We start from the raw sequence: 19,132 nt of genomic DNA on the forward strand, positions 1-19,132 counted from the left end.
TCGGGTGATCTAGGAGTTAGAACCGGCGCTCGACGGTTTGGCTTTGCGTTCTTGGCCTAATTCTATTCTGCGCCATAACAGCTCCTTGATGCCCGCAGGGGCGTCGCGAGAGATGAATACATCCTGATCGGCATGGTTTTCGGAGATCTCCGGGGCCATTCGGTCAAACATGCTTGTTTCATATGCGCGGATAGCCCCCGCAACGTCAGAGAATTTTTCGGATGTCAGGTTGTCCGCGAGCTCGGCCGCATCCAGCATCGCGAGATTGACCCCCCGCCCTGTAAAAAATGGCATCACGTGAGCAGCATCTCCCAACAATGTGACGTTCGCTCGATCGAGCCAAGCGGCCTGCCTAGGGGGATGTGTGTATAGTGAGCGGGGAATAAACATATCCGGTATCGTCAGCACCTCACGTAGATGCGGCGCCCATCCTTCAAAGATTTGCAACAGGCCTTGGCGGGTCGCATCGAGTTGATTGAAAGCAAAACCACAGCGCTGCGTCCAATCCTCAGGAACACGCAGGAGCACGTACACCCGAACGCTGCCATTGCCGTTCCGCTGAGCGAGCAACCCCTTGTCGTCCCCCGTCGCCAGAAAAATGCCGGCACCAACAAGCTCAGCCACGCGAGGGTGGTGCGCCTCCACTAACGGAATCCAGGTTTCCGCAATCGTAATTCCGCAATAATACGGTTTCGTCGTGGAAACAAACGGCCGGACCTTCGACCATGCGCCGTCACATCCGAATACCAGATCTGCATCTACGTGCCGCCCGTCCGCAAACACCAATCGCAGATTTCCCTGCGCAGACCGCTCCACGTTCTCTAACGGCCGCCCCCATTGTATCGTCTCGGCATCCAGTGAGTCGATCAGTAGGCTGCGCAGCACGGCGCGATCAATTTCGGGACGTGTTTCCGCCTCATCTTTCGGCTGCAGATCCACGATCATCTTGCCATGCTTGTCTACGATCTTGATGGCTTGCCCTTCCGGTCGACATGCGGCGAGGAATTCCTCGTGCAAACCGGCTCTACGCAAGGCGAGTTGGCCGGAGTCTTCATGCAGATCGAGCGAGCCGCCCTGGTTACGCGCCGTGCTCGACGGCTCCATTTCGAAGACGCGTACGTCGGCGCCTTTCTGTTGTAAGAGCCGCGCTAGCGTCAGGCCACATGGTCCCGCGCCGATAATGGCAATCTTCTTGTCATTCAGGAGCGATGAGGACGCGCCCAAGAGATGAACATTGCTGGCTGATTTTTTGGTCATATTTGCTCCCGGTCTTGCTTCATCCGGCCATTTGCACGATCAACCGCGCCATTTAGGCGCTCACCTGGTACACAGCGCTCGGTCGCTTTTCGAACCGCTCGTACCAGGCGGTCAGACGCGGGGAGCCTTCGGTAAGAGTCGTGTTCATCCGAACTCTGAACGCCTGGGTGAAGGAGAAGAGAGTGATATCCGCGATGGTCGGTCGTTCCCCGGCCAGGAAGGGCTTGTCGCCGAGATGTGCCTCGAGAAGGCTAAGCTGCTGGGCGACGATCCCCTGCACGGCCTCAGCCACTGCAGGAACCTGATCGACGTTCTTTGCGAACATGGGGTTGGAGTGCTTAAGCATTACACCCGAAACTATCGCGAGATCGCTGGCGATCCTTTCGAGTGCTCGTATCTTTCCTCGCATCTCTGGCGTGCCGCCGATCATTGTCGGGGCCGGAAACTTGTCCTCGAGATATTCAACGATCGCCGAAGACTCCGGGAGGAAAGTTCCATCGTCCAACTCCAGAACCGGTATAAGGCCGGCCGGATTCTTCGCACGGAACGCCGCGCTCTTGTGCTCGCCTGATGCCAGGTCAACCTCAACGAGTTCGAGCTCAAGACCCTTCTCCGCAAGATAGATGGTCACCCGACGGCAATTCGACCCCACTCTGTTTCCGTGCAACTTCATGCTCTGCCCACCTCCGCTCCGTGTTGGCCCAAGGTCGACGCAAGCGATGCGGCGCCCCCGAAGTTCTGATTTGCGCCGAGCGTACCAGCCATGGATGTCGGCGGAAGTAGCAAAAGACCGAACTCGACGTTAGAGATTCACGAAGCGAACGGACCAATAGGCAGCCCATTTTCGAGATGCGAATGATCGCGCTTTCGAGGGCCGCTTCTGTTGCAAGCCCGGCCCGACGCCAGAGCCGATGCGTCCTTTCCGCCGATCACGTTAGCGGTCTCGGCTGAGCCACTCGCCAAAGGCAACGTTCTGCCCGAACGGGAGTCCGCCTCAACACCTGCGGGCACATGGGCCGCGAGGCAGAGATCCAGGAATTCTTGCACGATTGCGCTCGAGCGTCTGTTGGCGCGCTGGACGATGCTCAAGGTCTGTTGGAACGAGACGCAATTCAGGGGCACGATGTCCAACTCGCCGCGCCGGACCTCCGCCGCCACTGCCGACGCCGCGATGCAACTGAGGCCCAATCCGCGCATCACGGCAGCTTTCAGGAGTTCGTTGCTACCAACGGTCATAAGTACATAGGGCGCAACCGGCCAATCAGCGACAGCTGTCTCGAAAGACCAACGCGTGCTCGATCCATCCTCTCGCAGGATCCACCTCGCCGCGCCGAGAGCCGCGAGGTCCGAGGTTCTCGCTAGCGGATGGCCCGGCGCGGCGATGATCACCAGCGGATCTCTCCGCCAAACACGAACATCGAGCGAGGAATCGGTGACACGCCCTTCGACGATCGCCGCGTCCACCGCATGCTCCGCCAACAGCTGGATGACATCGTCCGTGTTGCGAATTTGCACCGTGATCTCGGCTTGGGGGTGCCTCAGCGCGAAATCACCGAGCAGCGGCGGCAAGATATGGTTCCCGACCGTCATTGAAGCGCCGATGCAAAGCACCGATCGGCTGCGGTGTCGCAACGTCAGCGCACGCGCCTCCCGCACGAGCTTTTTTGCATCCGGCAGCAGTGCGCGACCGTCGGCGGACAGCCGCATCTTGCGTGATGATCGATCGAACATTTCCTTACCGAGCGCGGCCTCGACATCTCGAATAGCATCGCTCAGGGTCGCCGCGGAGAGGCCGAGTATCCGGCCGGCGGCCGCCAGATTCTCGTGGTCGCCCACCGTCGCGAAGATATTCAGCTGGCGAAACGTGAGATGTCTCATTTCGACGATCGATTCCGTGGCAGTTCGATTATTCCATGAAAGGGAGCTGACCCACTGATTTGAGCTTGGCAGGCATGACAGCCACTACCGGCCGGCGGCGCGCGCGGATGTGACCTCGACGGCAATCTGATAGAGCATGGGGTTGCCGCGGATCCATGGGCTGTAGAAACGCTGGCGATGGATCTTCCAGCCGTCTGGATAGCGGCGCGAGTCAAATTGATAACGGCCGCCCAGCGATACGCTACGATCACCGCGGTCGTTGTTTAGAAAATGCTCAGCATAGAGATAGGAGTTGGTTACGGCTTTGTCGCCATCGATCGTGTGCACCATATTCGTGACATGATGTTGAGCAGTGTCAAAGCCCTCGATCACCGCGCGCTGCAAGGCCAGAAAGCTGTCTATCCCGGTAATCACTTGGCGGGCCTCAGGCGGGGCCGCGCCATGCTCGCGGAAGTCGAAGGCGACATCATCCACGAACGACGTCCGGTAAGCAGGCCAGTCGCGCGCATCCAGCGCATGCATCGTTTTGAAGATCAATTCGTCTAGCGCGCGCTTGTCCAGCAGGTCCTTCAAGGGATCGGTCATCGTCGTCCTTTCGCTGATCATTTTGGATTTGCGCCGCTGTCCGGCCCTCGGAAGCGCGGCGGCCACCTGACGCCGAAATCAGAGCGAGCAACGCACGAACTGCCCGCTCTTCATGATCATCGGGATGTTGCGCGCCGCGTCCTCGAAAAGTCCGAGATCCGCAAAGGGATCGCCTTCCAAAACAAGGATGTCGGCAAGAGCGTCTGGGCGAATGCACCCGAGCTCGCCACTCTTTTGGAGAATTTCCGCACCGATAGAGGTGGCCGAGCGCAACACGTCGATCGCCGGCGAAACTTCGCCCCGCAATTTCAGTTCGCCTCCTTGCATGACGTGAAACTCCTCGCCGAAGAGATCGGTGCCGATGCCGAGCTTTACGCCGGCCCGAGTCAGATTTTCGATGGAGCGTGCCATAAGCGTGATGATGCCCTTGACTTTCTCGACGCCAGCGGGGGGTAGCCCCACCCGCGCACCGTGCCGCTCGAGGAGCGCGGCGGGCGACAGCGTGGGAACGACGTAGGTGCAGTGTTCTGCAAGGAGGGCCGCCGTCTCCGGACTTATGTCTGTTCCGTGCTCCACAGTACGCACGCCGAGGGTGGCGCAGCGGCGCGCCGCATCGTCGGTATGTGCGTGCGCCATCACATAGACGCGGCGTGTACCGGCTTCCTGGACCGCTGCCAGGATCTCGTCGTCGGTGAACTGGGGCATCCACATCGGGTCGGTCGGCGAGGTGACGCCCCCAGACAGCATCAGCTTGATCTGCGTGGCGCCTTTACGCAGCTCTTCGCGGACAACGAGCCGCACGGCGTCGGCCCCATCCACGACCAGCCCGGTACAGCCGGCGTAGCCGGCGCAACCGGATTGGGGGACATAATCAGCAGGACGGTTGTCCGAATGACCTCCGGTCTGCGACAACGCCTTCCCAGAGAAGAAGAAGCGAGGCCCCTCGATAACCCCCCGTTCGATCGCCAGATGCAGACCGACGTCGCCACCCCCCGCATCGCGCACGCTGGTGAACCCTCGGTGCAACGCGCCCTTCAACCATCTGACCGCATGGGAAGTTAGCAAGGACGCCGGCAGATGATCCGCAACAGGCAAATTGTACGTCGGTGAACAAGCGTGGACGTGGCAGTCGATCAGTCCGGGAATCAGATAGCGGTTGCGACAATCGATGACACGGGCGTCGCTGAGGCGCACGGCGCCTGATGTCACATCCCGAATCCGATCGCCTTCAATGACCACCGCGCCATTCTCAATGATATTTTCGGAGACCCCGTCAAAAATGCGCGCGTTGCTTAGCACTGTAATCACAGCCCATCTCTCCTGCTGACGCGCGCTTGCGAGTCGTATGCCGGCGAGCGCTTACCCGGTCTTAGAGTCGCCTCAAGCGAGGCCAAGCACAAACGCGGCGTGACGTAGCTCAGTAATCTGATCATGGCAGCCTGCTTCAGGTGCTTGAGGTGAAGGCTTGGGGTTCGACATCGCTGGGGCACGAGGCGCCCTGAACGGGTTCGAACTTCGTAGGATAGGGACCCAGCGACAAGAGACAGAGACCGGATGCGACCAGGGCGCCTGCGCAGGCTAAGAGGCCCGTCGTATAGCTGCCGGATAGATCATAAGATCGACCAAGCAGCGCTGGCCCTCCACCGGCTCCGATCGCGAAGATGCCGAATAAGATGCCGTAGATAGATCCGTAGCGGCGCAGGCCGATGTACCTGGCGACCAGATAGGCCAGAATGTCATACTCCACGCCGGCGGCGAGGCCGATCAATACAATGGCGGCGCCTGCACTGGTGTCCGTCACCACGGACGCTGACAGCAGCACGCAGCCCGAGGCGGCGCTGAGCAACATGATCATAGCCAAGGCTGGGACCCAGAAGCGATCCATCAACCAACCGCCAGCAAGACGGCCCACAACGATGGAGAGGCCAATGAGCGCCGCCACATTTACGATCACGCGCGCATCGAGCTGCTTGGTGTTGAGGATCGCTTCGATGTTTGGCACGGGTGCGCCGATCCCAAAACCCATGCCAATAAAGGCGACGATCAGCACCCAGAAAGCCCAACTTCGCAAGGCATCCCTGACGCTGAGCCCCGTATCACCCATTACGACAACGCCTTTCGGTCCTGTCCAGCTTCTTGGGAACCCCCACCACACGAGCGGAGCCGCAAACAAAACCGGCAGAGCACCGATGGCAACCAGGGCAACGCGCCAACCGAAGGCGGCGATCAGCCATGCCGCAAAAGGTTTCACCAGCAAAGCGAAGACGCCTGATCCTGCCAACACCAAGCCAAGCGCGAGCCCACGACGCCGGCTAAAAGCGCCGCTGATCACGCGCGTGAAAGATATGGCACTTGCCCCGAGACCGGTGACGCACATAGCGACCCAAGCGGCATAATAGACCGTCATGGAGCCGTCGGAGGCGGCAAGCCCCATATAACTGACTCCCATGCCAACCAGCGAGACCATCGTGATCAGGCGGGGCCCTCTCCGATCGATGAATGCTCCGATAAAGGTGCCGAAGACAAGAATCATGACCGTGGCAAGCAGCAGCCCACCCAGAATGGCAGCTTGACTCCAGCCGAAGACGCGCTGGAACGTCGGCGCGAAAGCGCCAATGCTGAAGAATGGAAGCGTCGGGAATCCAACAGCCGATCCGACAAACGCAGCAAGCAGCAGGCGCCAGTTTGCTTTGAGCTCGGAATAGTCCCGCGTCGAAGTCATCCCATTTCCTCCCCTTAGTCTCGTCGATCGCAATTCCAGTTTTTCAAGACTCCCCCGGTCGGATGGAGACAGGAGTTGCCGGCTGCTCAAACATCCAGCTCGATCACGTTCGTCGCCGGCCGGGCGCAGCAGATAAGCACCTTGCCGCTCTCCAAGGGCACCGACGGCTGCGGGTCGTACTGGACAGCACCGGCCATGATCGCGCACTCGCAACTCTGGCAAAGACCGGAGCGGCAGGCATAAGCAGGGCTCAGGCCCGCGGCCTCCGCCAGGTCCAGCAAGGTCTGGCCATCGTCCGCGTGCCACTCGGCGGTTACCCCGGAGCGGATGAAACGCACCGCCGCCTTCTCGATCAGGGCCGCCTGCCCTTCGTTCGCCGCTCTTTTGACGACGAATGCCTCGGAAAGAATGTCGGCGGGTTTCACACCGATCGCCAGCAGTGAATCCCGCACCAGATCCTGGAAGCTCTCTGGGCCACAGACGTAGGCCTCCGTCTCCTGTCCGGGAAACGGCAGCTCCCGGCCAAACAGGTTGAGCGGATAAGGCGCCCCGAAAATCTCACGCAGATCCTCCGCCGTCGGGCGACCCGAGCGGTCGTAGTCAACACCAATGCGATCCGCGGGATCAGGCCGGGTGTAATAGATGATCCGGTGAACATCCGGGAGCTGCGCCAGCAGCGCGGAGATCTCCTCCTTGAACGGGTGAGCCCGCCCATTCACGGCCACCTGCAGCCACACCAGGGGCGGCGCGCCCTGCCCCCGCTCGATGTAGCCCTTCAGCATCATTATCATCGGTGTGACACCGATACCTGCACTGAACAGCGCGATACGGCGGTGACCGCTGCGATTGAGGACGAACTGACCTGCGGGTGGACGACACCAGATGGCGTCTCCCACCTGCAACTGCTCGTGCATGCGGCGAGATCCGGCGCCGCCTTCTATGACCTTGATGCTAATGCGGTAAAGGCGCCGTTGCAGGTCGACGTCACTGATGCTCCAGGTGCGCACCAGGTCCGGCTCGCCCTCGCGCTGGGTCTTGACGCTCAAAAATTGGCCTGGCGCCGGGGGAGCCAGGGGCTGATCGTCATCAGGCTGCAAGTGGAACGAACGGATCCCCTCGACCTCGTCATTAACGTTCGCCAAGATGAACCGGCGCCACCCTCGCCAGCGGCCGACGCGCATGCGCTCGCGATCCTCGATCAGCGCAATTCGGCGGCGGACCGCTCCCGCCGCCTTTTTGCCGAGGGCCGGGATCGCCAAAGTGGCGCTCAGCTGCTCCACGCTTTCGATGGAGGTCGACAGCAGCAGCCGCGACATGTCGGCGACGGTTATGTTTTCAGGCTGTGGAGAGGAGACTTCGATTGCGTCACCGAGCGAGACCAAACCCGGCTTGAGCACTGCCAGATGGAAACCAACGCGCCCCGTCTCCATCATACGCAAAAGGATGGAGTCCGGTTGACCGATGCGCCAAGCCACCTTGAAACAGGGAATCCGCGGCGACGTGACCTCAAACTCGGCAGTACCGATCTTGACCAGGTCCCCGATGCGCAGCATTTCTTCGTCTACGCCATCAACCGTCAGATTCTCTCCCCACCAGGCCCAGTTCCATGCATTGCGAGCCACGCCGAGTTCACGCGTCCAGAAATCGTAATGCGCGGCGGGAAACGCCAGCATGTGCTCGGTGTGTACAGCGGTCGAATTGTCGACCGGTCCTTCGGGACCGATTTGCAGTGGCCCCTCGATGGGGTCGCGGACGATCGACGTCATCAGCTGCCGGCCGCGAATCCCGGTCGGGACGGGATGAGCGCGGCTGAGGGCGATGATCCTTGGCGTGCGAGGCGCCTCCGAAGATTTGCCACTAAGGCGTGTTTGGGGCACGACGACTCTTCATCTCTGCTAGCTTGGAAATTGTTCGCGATCTCCGAATATTCTGCGTAATCATTCACTCCTACAACTCGCTTTTGGAGCACGCTCGAGAGCGCTCCCGAAGGGAGGTCTAGACAGCAGGAAATTCAGCAAAACAAACGATCCACGGCGCCTTCCGCTTCGACAATGAAGGTGTCTGCTCGCATTTTGGATTAGGCGAGAGTTAACGGATGCGATTAGAACGCTACAGCGTATCGCCCCTAGGCCGAAAGCGGCTCAGCTGCACAAGTATCCTACGATCACCAACGCCCCGATCGAAAAGTAAACACTCATCCAGCTCTGCCCGTCGGGCAGCGCAAGACGCTCATCAGCGAACCCGTGATCTGCTCGGTATCGTGCGCGGATTGCCGAGGGTACGGCTGCCAAGAGCGAAATACGACATCGCCCACATCGTTGAGCGACCATCGCATGTTGAGCGCGAGGAGCGACAATCGGCTCGGCGGGCCTTCGGGTTTGCCGCCACTGACCCAATCGGCCTCTCTTGATTGCAGGCAAAAGATGCCGAGTAACAACACTTCGCTCAGAGCGCGACGTCACACTTCGTCAACGATCGATTGGGTTCACCGCACCACGCTCAGCGCAAAATTTGCAAATCCTTTGGAACGAATGAGATAGGGCACGAGGAGGATCAGTGCTTCGGTACCACGCGCGCTATCGATCCTTCCAAGATCCTCGACGGAGCGATCCGACCAGCCGAGGTCGCGCAGTAATTCCCGCGTGACCGCCTTCGCACCGTCATCGTTTCCGGACACAAAGACGGTCGCTGGCGATCTCAGCAGATCGGGATTCGCCATCACGGGCGACAACACGGTATTAAGCGTCTTGACCACGAAGGTCTCAGGTAATGCTGCCTGAAGGATTTCCGCCAAGCTTGAGTTGGGGTAAAGCAAGGCACTCGGAATTCCATCCGGACCACGTACCGTTGCGTTAGCAACATCGATCAGCACCTTTCCCTTCAACTCTGCGCGAAGAACTGAAAGGCACTCGACGCTACTCGCTCCGGGCGTAGCGTTGATAACAACCGAGGCGTCGCGCGATGCCTCGGCTAGGCTGGCGAACATCGCGTTAGGTCCCGTCCATTTGCCGCGCGCCGTTTCTGGGTTTCGCACGCCGAGTTTCAAAGAATGCCCGGCCGCAGCCAAACCGGTGGCAAGCGTCGCTCCTACTCGACCAGATCCGAAAATTGCAATATTACGCATTTTAGAACGCGCCTTTGTTGATTGACCGAAACAGAATTTGTGAATTCGCGCTTCGAGGAGCACCACACTCTCACGGTGTTTTGAAACCAATCACACCAATCGTACGTGACTTCGAATGATGTGTGTCTATGGCGCGCTCGGATGGGGACGTGATTCCAGCATTACTTTTCCGACAGGCGCAAAGAACCGCGGTTGCATTGGCTTCTCGTTCAGCGCTAAGCACGCATCTTTTGGAACACGGTCAGTGCGCAGCGCACACTCGCCGAGTGTTCGCCTCCGCGACCGTATTCCAAGTTCGTTTATCGGCTATCTTTCCCCTTTTGTATTCGCAACTCGGGAAACTCCTCTTCCCGGAACTCCTGGCCACGCATCGGGCTGATGCCATTGGCGTCCTGTTCAAGCTTCCGCAGCTGGACGCGGCGGATCTTGCCAGAGATCGTTTTGGGAAGTTCGGAGACGATTTCGAGGCGCCGAATACGCTTGAATGGCGCAAGCCGCGCATTCAGGTGCCTGAAGATTGACAGCACAGTATCGCGTGAACATTCGGCACTTGAAGCGAGCAGTACGAAAGCCTTGGGCACCGCGAGGCGTACAGGATCCGGGCTGGGGACCACCGCCGCTTCCGCGACGAACTCGTGCTCAAGCAGAACGCTCTCCAGTTCGAACGGGCTGATGCGATAGTCCGAGGACTTAAACACATCGTCAGACCGCCCTATGAAAGTGAGATAGCCATCCTCATCTGCAACGGCAACGTCGCCGCTGCGGTAAAGCACGCCATTGACGCCGGAAAGTCCGTCGTCCTCGGTTTGGTAGCCCTGCATGAGCCCAGCCGGCCTGCCCGCATTGAGCCGAAACGTGATCTCGCCCTCGGTTGCGGGAAGACCATCAGCATCGCTAATCTGCACTTGATAACCGGGCAGCGGGCGCCCCATAGATCCGATCTTGATCTTCTGACCAGGAGAATTGCCAGCCAGCGCCGTAGTCTCCGTTTGGCCGTATCCATCGCGGATGGTGAGCCCCCACGCGGCATGTACCTGGTCGATCACTTCGGGATTGAGTGGCTCGCCTGCGCCGCAGACCTCACGCAAGCTCACCTTGAAGGAGCCAAGGTCCTCCTGAATGAAGTGACGCCAGACCGTCGGCGGTGCGCAAAGCGTGGTCACGCCGAAACGGCCGATGGCCTCGAGCAATGCTTTTGCTTCGAAGCGGGCTTGATTGAAGACGAATACGGTGGCCCCCGCATTCCAGGGCGCGAAGAAGCAACTCCAGGCATGCTTGGCCCAGCCCGGCGAAGAGATATTGAGGTGAATGTCGCCGGGTCTGAGGCCAAGCCAGTACATGGTCGAAAGATGGCCGACTGGATAGCTGCGCTGGCTATGGCGCACGAGCTTGGGTTTGGCCGTGGTGCCCGAGGTGAAGTAGAGCAGCATCGGATCGTCTGGCAACGTCGGCCCGTCCGGGACGAAACTCTCCGATGCGTGCGCAGCCTCTTCGTAGGCAAGCCAGCCAGGCTGCGATGTCGCCCCAACCGCGATGCGGACGAGGTTGTTCGTCGGCAGGCTGCCGAATTTGTCCAGTTGGTCCTGCCCTGCGACTACCGCTGTAGCTCTCCCACGCTCCAATCGATCCCTCAGTTCCTCAGGCGTCAGTAACGTCGTTGCAGGAATGACGACCACACCAAGCTTGATGGCCGCCAGCATGGTCTCCCATAACGGCACAACATTACCGAGCAGCAGCAGCAGATGGTCGCCCCGCCGAAGGCCCTGCGCTCGCAGGAAGTTTGCGACCTGATTGGAGCGGCGCGACAACTCCGCAAAGGTGAGCTTATGCTTCATGTCCTGGCCAGCATCGACGATCCACAGGGCTGTGCGGTCCCTGCTCTCTTCTCTCGAGGCAAGATCGGCATCGAACCACTCCAATGCCCAATTGAAGGGGACAGGATCAGGCCAACGGAATCCCTTCACCGCCGTATCGTAATCGGTTCGATGCTTCAGCAAAAAGGTCCGCGCGTCCTGGAACGTTGTCATCATACTTTTCCTGCAAAACCTGCGCCTTTGGTGCGTTCGACCTTCATCAGGAGCATGTCTCGATTGCGAATTCCCGTTGGGGTCGACCGAAATGGGCCGCCTAGCACAAGCTAGGCGGCCCAAGTCAGGGAGGAGCAGAACTGACCGGCCTGCTAGCGGAGGCGTCGTCGGCATTCGATCCATGGAGTGTGTGGCCACGCCGCCGAGCCATTGACTCGATGCCGTGAGCAGCTCCGGACATCTTCGGATTGTCGCACCGAGCTAGGCGGTTAGAACTTCACCGTAATCCCGGAGTATAGCGATGATCCCCTGCAATTTAGCGACAGGCACGCCAGATTGGATGTGTCGTCAAGCCCCAGAAGATTGCGCCAGTACTTGTAAGCGACCCACACGTCGACGAAATGAGAATACTTGGGACCCCACAGCACTTTGCTAGCGTCCAACGTCAAGCGCACCGGCTCACCATTGTACTCGGTTATGGTGGGAGCAATCAGGGCCGCTGGAAGGACGCCTGGTTTCGCGCCCCTCCCCATTGGGCCAATGATGGTGAAGTTGCCACTGACAGAGAGCGGGATCGACTCAGGCAAGAAACCCAACGGCATGTAATAGCTCATGAAAACGGACCATGTCGGGTCGAAGTCCAGCCATCCGTTGGGAGCTCCCGGAAATGCCGGTGCGAATGATATCGCCGCATAGCTCCCGGAGTACTGCCAAGCCTTGTACATTTGCGGCGTAATGTTGAAGTACCCCTTGTAGGGCAAGGCAAAGTCGAATTGGAGGCCTGCAGTAATCGAGTTTCGATTTATTGCGGAGAATGTATTCTTGAACTGCACTCCGCCTCCGACCGCGAGCGAGACGTTCTGTAGCGGCCCGGCAGAGAACGCTTTGGTGTCGAATACTTGATTGAAACCAAGCGTGCTCCTGAGAAAACCGTGGAATTCCAGTGAGCCGCCACAGCCTTGATTTGGTAGTCTACAAGATGAAGCTACGTCGCCCTGTTGGTTTTTGGCCAATAAGCCGTTGAAGAGTTGGTACCGTATGCCCAAGCGTCAAAGTGCGTAAACGCGGCTACGTTCTTCCCTCCCGGAGCCAACGGAGTGTTAGCCTCAAACAAATATGCGTAAGTTAACCGGTTGTCATTCACGGTAAAGAAGGGAGCATCGACAACCGGTACAGCCTTCACCGGCTTATCAGGCCAATCCGCCGCGTTGGCAAAGCCTATTGGGCCAAGCATCGTCGCGGACAACATCGCCGGTGCGATCCTCCAATGACAGCAAGACACGTGATATCCCCCATGGAACGTTGTTTGAGTAAAGCGTTTTGGCTACGCCAGCGGCGACGTCGCTCGGCGAGAGGACTCTTAAGCCACCGAAACTGTCCTCTCTCAGTGGTTCGGTCTTAGTATTCAGCAACACGATCAGCCGTTTCGAACGCTACGATCTGTCCGGACGCGACTAGCGCGCATCAAAGCTCCCCCGCCCCTTTCCGGACGTAGTCGAGCGCTCTAAGAAACCGCTGCTTTGATTGAATTGCGCGGAGGCGACTTGATCCAATTGAACCTTCAAGCTGCCGCCTCGCTGGCCAGATTGTATCGCTAGGGAACTCTCCCTTCATTATTGTTTGTCGCCGAGCGAACGAACGTCACTCCGTTTTCATGCCACAGGGTAGCGATTGCTCGCCATTTCGGTACTCGCATCAGGCTCTCGCGTTATTTCCTGCAAATGCTGCCGTTGACCGCAGAGCCGGCCACACCTGCTCACATTTCGGCTGTCGAGAATCCGCCTGCCGCCAGTCGGTATGCGCACCAAACAGATTTCTTAACTCGGCGCCGACTCCTGACGCGAGTGGATGAAAGTCCCATCACGAATGATGCAATCCCCTATGCGTCCTCATGCTACGGAGCCTCCCAACGTTCCCACGGCCATTGGCACAACTTCCCCGCCCCTCAGCTAAGCGGTCGCCGCGCGCGCCGCCGACATGAAGGTCACGAGTTCGGGCATGGCAACCGTCGGGAAGACCATCGAAAGAACATCGGAGCAATGCGTACGGTGACGTCTGCTGGATCCGGATACCCTTGACGGCAGCCAGAAAAGGTACGAGCATTTCTCATATGAGCTCATCACGCTTCAAAAAGGTTGGAACGCAGCGGCTGAACCCCAGAAAAACGCCCGCTCAAACCCGCGCGGCCCTAACGGTGGATACGATACTCGAGGGTGCGGCCGATATTCTTGAACGTTACGGGTTTGACGGCTACACGACGAACGAGATCGCGGCTCGTGCCGGAGTAAGCATAGGATCGCTTTACCAGTATTTTCCAAACAAAGACGCGGTTACCATCGCACTCATCGAGCGCGAGACGACCAGTATGGTCGACGCCATCTTGGCAGCGCTCGCCTTAACCCCGCCGAGACGAGCACTGCGGGAAGTGTTTAAGGCGGCCGTCCGCAATCAGGTACGACGTCCACTGTTGGCAAGATTGCTGGATTTCGAAGAAGTTAGATTGGCATCGCTCATGCCAGCGTCGCGCGCCGGCACAATCATCCGAGCTTCGCTAGAAGAGTTCCTACGGAAGAGCTTCGGTCTCTCAATGTCCGCATCTGAAGCGACGGCTATGGACATAGTCGAGATTGCCAAGGCGCTAAATTACGCCAGCGGCCGACGAGGAGAGGTCGATGCATCCTCTCTAACGCGCTCTATCGAAGCGGCCGTGTGGGGCTATTTAGACATGAAGGTGAAATTAGCTCAACAGAGAACGGGGCACCTTCGAAAGATCGATTCCCAGCCGTTAGATCCGGGAAATCCGCGGGGCTATAAAGTCGGAGTGCGAAATGCGCACCATCGTCAGCGGCTCGCTGATGATGAACACCGTCACAAGTAGGACTGGGTTAAGACCTAAGATTTCGTCGAAACGCTTTTATGACCGGGGCGACGGATTGGATGCACGGCATTCTCCGCCGCCTAACAGGCGCGCGGCGCACGGACAATTCCTAGACATCGGCGCAATGCTCGCGATTCTCTTTTGAGAACGCGCTTTTCAATACTAAACCGAGGGAGCGGCTGATCGCGAGCAGCGCGCCGTCCAGAGTGACAAACGAATAGCACGAGCTCTCATGCAGCATTACCATTTGGATAGGTGTGCACTTGCTTCGGTATATTTCCTCAGGTTGATTTGAGGTCGCTTCACCGCGGACAATGTGAGCTTTCATTTTGAAGCTGCACGTTTCCCGCTGCTTGCCCCGCTCCAAAGCGCGCGAATGGGATCGCTTGTAACGCGAGTACTACAATCGCACACAAGCACGCACAATACAGCGCGGATCTAGCCAAGCACGCTGCCCCACAGACTGAGCTAGGTTCGATCTGCTGGATGAGGGTGGAACGCCCTCGAATGGGTTTTGCATAGGCTCACATGTTCATCTTGATCAGCGCGCCTGCATTCTTCAATGCGGCGTTCGGCACCTTATAATCATAAAATGCTGCACACTGTTCGCTCCTTTCGGGGTATGGTTGTCTCACCACATCATTTGGCGAGCCAGACGGGGCTCGACGTCCTCAAAGATGGTGGTGACGCAATCGAGGCGGCAGTTGCCGTCGCCGCCTGCCTGGCAGTCGTCTACCCTCACATGACGGGCATTGGTGGGGATGGATTTTGGCTAATAGCCGAACCTGACGGTCGTACGCGTACGATCGACGCCTCTGGGCGCTCGGCGAGTCGCGCAAATCTCGGATTGTATGAGAATTTAGCCGAGATACCTCGCCGCGGACCGCTAGCCGCCAACACGATGGCAGGAGCCGTCTCTGGATGGGCTGCAGCCCTCGAGGCGAGCCCTCGCCGCCTTTTATCTCCCTCGCGGCTGCTTCGTGACGCCATTCAATACGCGGAGCACGGTGTAGCGCTCACCCGTGATGGCGCCCAGATCGCGGCCAATAAGAGCCCGGAGTTGAAGAATTTGCCCGGTGCCTACGCAAGCATTTTCGAGCGTGCGGGGCGACCGATGGTGGAAGGCGAACGCTTCCGGCAGCCCGCCCTGGCGGCGTCTCTCCGCCGCCTGGCCTCCGAGGGACTTGGAACTTTCTATAACGGTCCTCTTGCTACGATGATTGCGTCCGATCTGGAGGCGCTGGGAAGTCCGCTTACAGCGGCCGACTTCGCCGACCATTTGGTGGATCGCCCTGAACCGCTTTCGGTAGAAATTTCCGGCGCCCGGCTCTTCAACACCGCTCCACCAACTCAGGGTCTCGCGTCGCTGCTCATTCTAGCTCTGTTCGACCGCATTCACGCAGACAAGCCAGAAAGCTTTGCGCATTTGCATGGTCTCGTCGAGGCCACGAAGCAAGCTTTCTTGGTGAGGGACACGCATGTGGGCGATCCGGCCTGGATGAAGCTAAATCCGCAGGCGCTCCTGGATGACAGCGACGCCCTCGACAAAATGGCGGCTCGAATCGAAAGTCACCGTGCCTTGCCTTGGCCTCAGTCCCCTTCTGCCGGCGACACCACTTGGTTCGGGGTGATCGACAATGAAGGTCGGACTGTAAGTGCAATCCAGAGCACCTACTTCGAGTTTGGCTCCGGGCTTGTTCTGCCACGCTCCGGCATTGTATGGCAGAATCGAGGGAGCAGTTTCCGATTGTCGCGCGGCGGCTGGAATGCTCTGGAACCGCGCAGAAAGCCGTTCCATACGTTAACTCCAGGCCTGGCCCGTTTCCAAGACGGACGGGTGATGACTTACGGCACAATGGGGGGCGAAGGCCAACCACAAACGCAGGGCGCAATTTTCTCGCGCTATGCCCGCTTTGGCATGCCCTTGCAGCAGGCGATCACGGCACCCCGCTGGCTGCTCGGGCGCGCTTGGGGGGACGCTAGCACTTCCCTAAAATTGGAGGACCGCTTCGACCCGGGACTTTATGAGGCACTACGCGAAGCCGGTCATGAGGTTGAGCTCGTCGGTCCTTTCACGTCTCAGATGGGCCACGCCGGAGCGATCGTTCGGCATCCCGATGGCCTCCTTGAGGGCGCGTGCGATCCTAGAAGCGATGGGTGCGTGGCGGCATGGTGATCTATTGTGCGCCAAGCATAGATCATTCTTGCTTCGCAGTGGAGGGATGAGAGCGACGACATCTGTCGTTCCGATTGGAGCTGTCCGATTCGACTAGCGTCTTTAATCCCTGAGGGTTACATCTGTCTTGTAAGCTCCCGCATCTTCCGTATCCGACGATAATGAACACGCTCTTCGTATTCTTGGAGTTGCAGGGAGTTGATAAGAGACGGAAGCGTCCGCGACATCGTCGGCCTGGACCGTTTCCAAGCTCAGCGATTGTTGAAGAGACAAGCCATCTGCCGCGAACGTCGAGCGGCACATCCAGAAACTAACTCGCCGGACGGCGCGATTCAGTCAGAGAGCCAGGTTAAGAAATTGAACCAGGCGCGGCGCGAGGCTCGTGTCCTCGCCTGACGAGAAATCAAGGGATTGTCCAAACCAAAAGTGCGAGGCACCGAGTATTTTGTGTGTTCGAACAGTGAAGCGCGCCTGTTGCAAGGCGCGCACGAACGACTCCGACTGTGCGGGATCTACGAATTCGTCCGATGTGCCCCAGCTCACAAACACCGACATTCGGTTCTTGTCGTAAGTGACATGCCGCAACGGCGATGCCTCGAAATAGCTCCGCTGATCCTCATAGGGGTCTCTGCCGATAAGATTGCGCGTCATATTCCATTCGGGATCCGGATTGCGACTGAGATCATCCTGCCATTGTCTTAAGAGATCGAATACTCCGTAAACAGCCACCAGCACCTTTACACCAGCTGGTGTTGAGGCGAACGCATCGCCGGGATGCCCCCCACCGAAAGCAGTCGTGTCGCCTCCAAACGCTGCTAGTGCGGCAAGATGCGCCCCTGCCGACGCACCTAGCAGCCCGATGCGCTGTGGATCGATGGATAGTTCGGCCCCTGAGCCGCGAATAAACCGAACGGCCGCGACGACATCTTGCACCGCCTCGGGAAAGGCCTTGCGGGTTGCGGTCGCAAGGCGATAATCGATAACGAATAGGCCATATCCGCGAGAGGCGAGATAAATACCCCATTGACGAATGCTGGCCCGTACGCAGATACGCCAACCTCCTCCGGGCACACCTATCAAGATCGGAAAAAGCCTATCTCCCTTAGGAAGGTAAAGATCACCACGCAGCTCTACTCCGTCGTGGGTACAGTACGTTACGTTTTCTCTGCAGACGTAGTCCTGCATGTCCGGCACACTCATCCATACCATTATTCGCCTTGGACGCCGAAACGTAACTCAGCATTGAACGCCCAGTCGAAATCATCCGAGCCTCTCTGATCGCTATACCGACGATAACACTTTCGATCATCATTTTCAGATCAGTGTGAGCGGCTGCTCGCGATTTGAATACTCGCATTTCCCAATTTTCACCCACGCCTGTTTTTCCCCGCGGATGGACCACATTCCCACTGACGCCACGACACGTGCTCACATTGCTGATCGTCAAAACGTGCTTGGAGCTGAAGCTATGACATCTGAGCCTCGAACTTGCACGCCTCAATCAATAGAAGTACTCAATGCGTCGAAGCGAGGCGCGATGAAGCCGGCTACACATCGCATCGAGATGGCCCTTATATATCGAATTGAGCCATGCACAAAAAATCGAGCCGAAGCCTTTTAGAGCCCAGGAAGAAGCCGGTTCAAGCGCGCTCGGCGGCAACAGTCGCCACCATTATTGAAGCTGCGGCATGCATACTAGAACAGAGAGGATTGGCGGATTAAACCACAAATGCCATTGCCAACCTCGCGGGAGTGAGTCCTGGATCTATCTATCAGTACTTCCCGAGCCGAGACGCGATCACTCGAGCCTTGATAGAGCGCGAAACAGACTTACTGCTCGGCGACTTTAGCGAATTGAATGCCTTCTCGAGCGGGAGAGAGGGTTTAGGGTCTCTCATCGGTGCGATGGTGAACCGGCAACTGAAGCGGCCGACGCTTACGTGTCTGCTCAACATCGAACGAAAAAGACTGTTTGCAGATGACAGGGACAAACGCCTCAAAAACGAACTCGTCCGCATTGTTTTGAGTTGCTTGGAACGATCTGACCTGCCGGCAACTGCTCGACATTCCCCCGCAGCCGCCGATTTAATCGCAATCATTGGCGGCATAGTCGATTCTGCGGCGCAGAGAGGCGATGCAAATGCACCGCTTTTAATCTCCCGCGTTAGAAGGGCGATCTTTGGATATCTCCAGATCACATGCGACGGCTTGGAGTAGCTAGATCAAACAGGAAAATGTCGAGCGCGTGCGCGCCGAGACGCTCTAGGCTTATCAGCAGCAGCTGTCGGGATACTACGTTCCCTCCGAACTTTGGGACGACGGAGTGATCGATCCTGACGACACCGAAATGCGCTCGGTATCGCCATCACCGCTTCGCTCAACGCGCCGCTGGCGGATGCCGGCTATGGGGTCTTTCGTTTTGACCCCGGCGCTGACGACGCGAGCATGTCACGACGCATGAGAGACGGACGAGGTCAGACGAATG

At 58.5% G+C, this 19,132-nt stretch carries 14 protein-coding genes; 3 read left to right on the plus strand and 11 right to left on the minus strand.

Translation table 11 applies throughout. The annotated features are described in order from the left end of the window. Nucleotides 1-9: 9 nt before the first annotated feature. The 10 genes from GGD66_RS39385 to GGD66_RS39430 form a co-directional block, all read right to left on the minus strand. On the minus strand, nucleotides 10-1,257 hold the full coding sequence (locus GGD66_RS39385; RefSeq protein ID WP_183234866.1) for an NAD(P)/FAD-dependent oxidoreductase: 1,248 nt from the start codon (nucleotides 1,255-1,257) through the stop codon (nucleotides 10-12). A 52-nt stretch (nucleotides 1,258-1,309) separates the two neighbouring features. Further along, a complete protein-coding gene (locus GGD66_RS39390; protein ID WP_183261963.1) occupies nucleotides 1,310-1,930 on the minus strand; it encodes a glutathione S-transferase family protein in 621 nt (206 codons plus the stop codon). Nucleotides 1,931-2,067: 137 nt separating this feature from the next. Then, on the minus strand, nucleotides 2,068-3,135 hold the full coding sequence (locus tag GGD66_RS39395) for a LysR family transcriptional regulator (protein ID WP_183233402.1): 1,068 nt from the start codon (nucleotides 3,133-3,135) through the stop codon (nucleotides 2,068-2,070). An 84-nt stretch (nucleotides 3,136-3,219) separates the two neighbouring features. After that, complete coding sequence (locus GGD66_RS39400; protein ID WP_183233403.1) at nucleotides 3,220-3,720, minus strand: nuclear transport factor 2 family protein; 501 nt, start codon at nucleotides 3,718-3,720, stop codon at nucleotides 3,220-3,222. A 78-nt stretch (nucleotides 3,721-3,798) separates the two neighbouring features. Next, nucleotides 3,799-5,028 (minus strand): amidohydrolase family protein, encoded by a 1,230-nt coding sequence (locus tag GGD66_RS39405; RefSeq protein WP_183261966.1) that lies wholly within the window; start codon nucleotides 5,026-5,028, stop codon nucleotides 3,799-3,801. A gap of 136 nt (nucleotides 5,029-5,164) precedes the next feature. After that, nucleotides 5,165-6,442, minus strand: a complete 1,278-nt coding sequence (locus GGD66_RS39410; protein WP_092252188.1) for an MFS transporter — start codon at nucleotides 6,440-6,442, stop codon at nucleotides 5,165-5,167. 86 nt (nucleotides 6,443-6,528) lie between these two features. Then, on the minus strand, nucleotides 6,529-8,208 hold the full coding sequence (locus GGD66_RS39415) for an MOSC domain-containing protein (protein WP_183234868.1): 1,680 nt from the start codon (nucleotides 8,206-8,208) through the stop codon (nucleotides 6,529-6,531). A 719-nt stretch (nucleotides 8,209-8,927) separates the two neighbouring features. After that, on the minus strand, nucleotides 8,928-9,629 hold the full coding sequence (locus tag GGD66_RS39420; RefSeq protein WP_210316764.1) for an NAD(P)-binding domain-containing protein: 702 nt from the start codon (nucleotides 9,627-9,629) through the stop codon (nucleotides 8,928-8,930). Nucleotides 9,630-9,865: 236 nt separating this feature from the next. Beyond that, complete coding sequence (locus GGD66_RS39425; RefSeq protein WP_183233407.1) at nucleotides 9,866-11,593, minus strand: AMP-binding protein; 1,728 nt, start codon at nucleotides 11,591-11,593, stop codon at nucleotides 9,866-9,868. Nucleotides 11,594-11,862: 269 nt separating this feature from the next. Beyond that, complete coding sequence (locus tag GGD66_RS39430; protein ID WP_183261968.1) at nucleotides 11,863-12,426, minus strand: hypothetical protein; 564 nt, start codon at nucleotides 12,424-12,426, stop codon at nucleotides 11,863-11,865. A gap of 1,241 nt (nucleotides 12,427-13,667) precedes the next feature. Between GGD66_RS39430 and GGD66_RS39435 the strand changes: the two genes are divergently transcribed. Continuing rightward, entirely contained in the window at nucleotides 13,668-14,471 is an 804-nt protein-coding gene (locus tag GGD66_RS39435) for a TetR/AcrR family transcriptional regulator (protein WP_210316765.1), read from the plus strand. 592 nt (nucleotides 14,472-15,063) lie between these two features. After that, nucleotides 15,064-16,647 carry a gamma-glutamyltransferase family protein gene (locus GGD66_RS39440; protein ID WP_183234870.1) on the plus strand — a complete coding sequence of 528 codons (1,584 nt, stop codon included), beginning with the start codon at nucleotides 15,064-15,066 and terminating at the stop codon, nucleotides 16,645-16,647. A gap of 336 nt (nucleotides 16,648-16,983) precedes the next feature. Here GGD66_RS39440 and GGD66_RS39445 read toward each other — a convergent pair whose 3' ends face one another. Then, nucleotides 16,984-17,832: a S9 family peptidase gene (locus GGD66_RS39445; RefSeq protein WP_246783213.1), complete on the minus strand. Its 849-nt coding sequence runs from the start codon at nucleotides 17,830-17,832 to the stop codon at nucleotides 16,984-16,986. Between the two features lie 549 nt (nucleotides 17,833-18,381). Here GGD66_RS39445 and GGD66_RS42535 point away from each other — a divergent pair. Further along, nucleotides 18,382-18,864, plus strand: coding sequence for a TetR/AcrR family transcriptional regulator (locus GGD66_RS42535; RefSeq protein WP_409362402.1), 483 nt, complete (start codon nucleotides 18,382-18,384; stop codon nucleotides 18,862-18,864). Nucleotides 18,865-19,132 lie beyond the last annotated feature (268 nt).

Source organism: Bradyrhizobium sp. CIR48 (genome assembly GCF_014198315.1).
Taxonomy (GTDB): Bacteria; Pseudomonadota; Alphaproteobacteria; order Rhizobiales; family Xanthobacteraceae; genus Bradyrhizobium.

What these genes read in the sequence shown, in the direction of transcription:
- GGD66_RS39410 (WP_092252188.1), bottom strand. Translation starts at nt 6,442, where the DNA reads ATGACTTCGACGCGGGACTATTCCGAGCTCAAAGCAAACTGGCGCCTG.
- GGD66_RS39385 (WP_183234866.1), bottom strand. Translation starts at nt 1,257, where the DNA reads ATGACCAAAAAATCAGCCAGCAATGTTCATCTCTTGGGCGCGTCCTCA.
- GGD66_RS39425 (WP_183233407.1), bottom strand. Translation starts at nt 11,593, where the DNA reads ATGACAACGTTCCAGGACGCGCGGACCTTTTTGCTGAAGCATCGAACC.
- GGD66_RS39390 (WP_183261963.1), bottom strand. Translation starts at nt 1,930, where the DNA reads ATGAAGTTGCACGGAAACAGAGTGGGGTCGAATTGCCGTCGGGTGACC.
- GGD66_RS39395 (WP_183233402.1), bottom strand. Translation starts at nt 3,135, where the DNA reads ATGAGACATCTCACGTTTCGCCAGCTGAATATCTTCGCGACGGTGGGC.
- GGD66_RS39415 (WP_183234868.1), bottom strand. Translation starts at nt 8,208, where the DNA reads ATGACGTCGATCGTCCGCGACCCCATCGAGGGGCCACTGCAAATCGGT.
- GGD66_RS39440 (WP_183234870.1), top strand. Translation starts at nt 15,064, where the DNA reads ATGCTGCACACTGTTCGCTCCTTTCGGGGTATGGTTGTCTCACCACAT.
- GGD66_RS39445 (WP_246783213.1), bottom strand. Translation starts at nt 17,832, where the DNA reads ATGCAGGACTACGTCTGCAGAGAAAACGTAACGTACTGTACCCACGAC.
- GGD66_RS39400 (WP_183233403.1), bottom strand. Translation starts at nt 3,720, where the DNA reads ATGACCGATCCCTTGAAGGACCTGCTGGACAAGCGCGCGCTAGACGAA.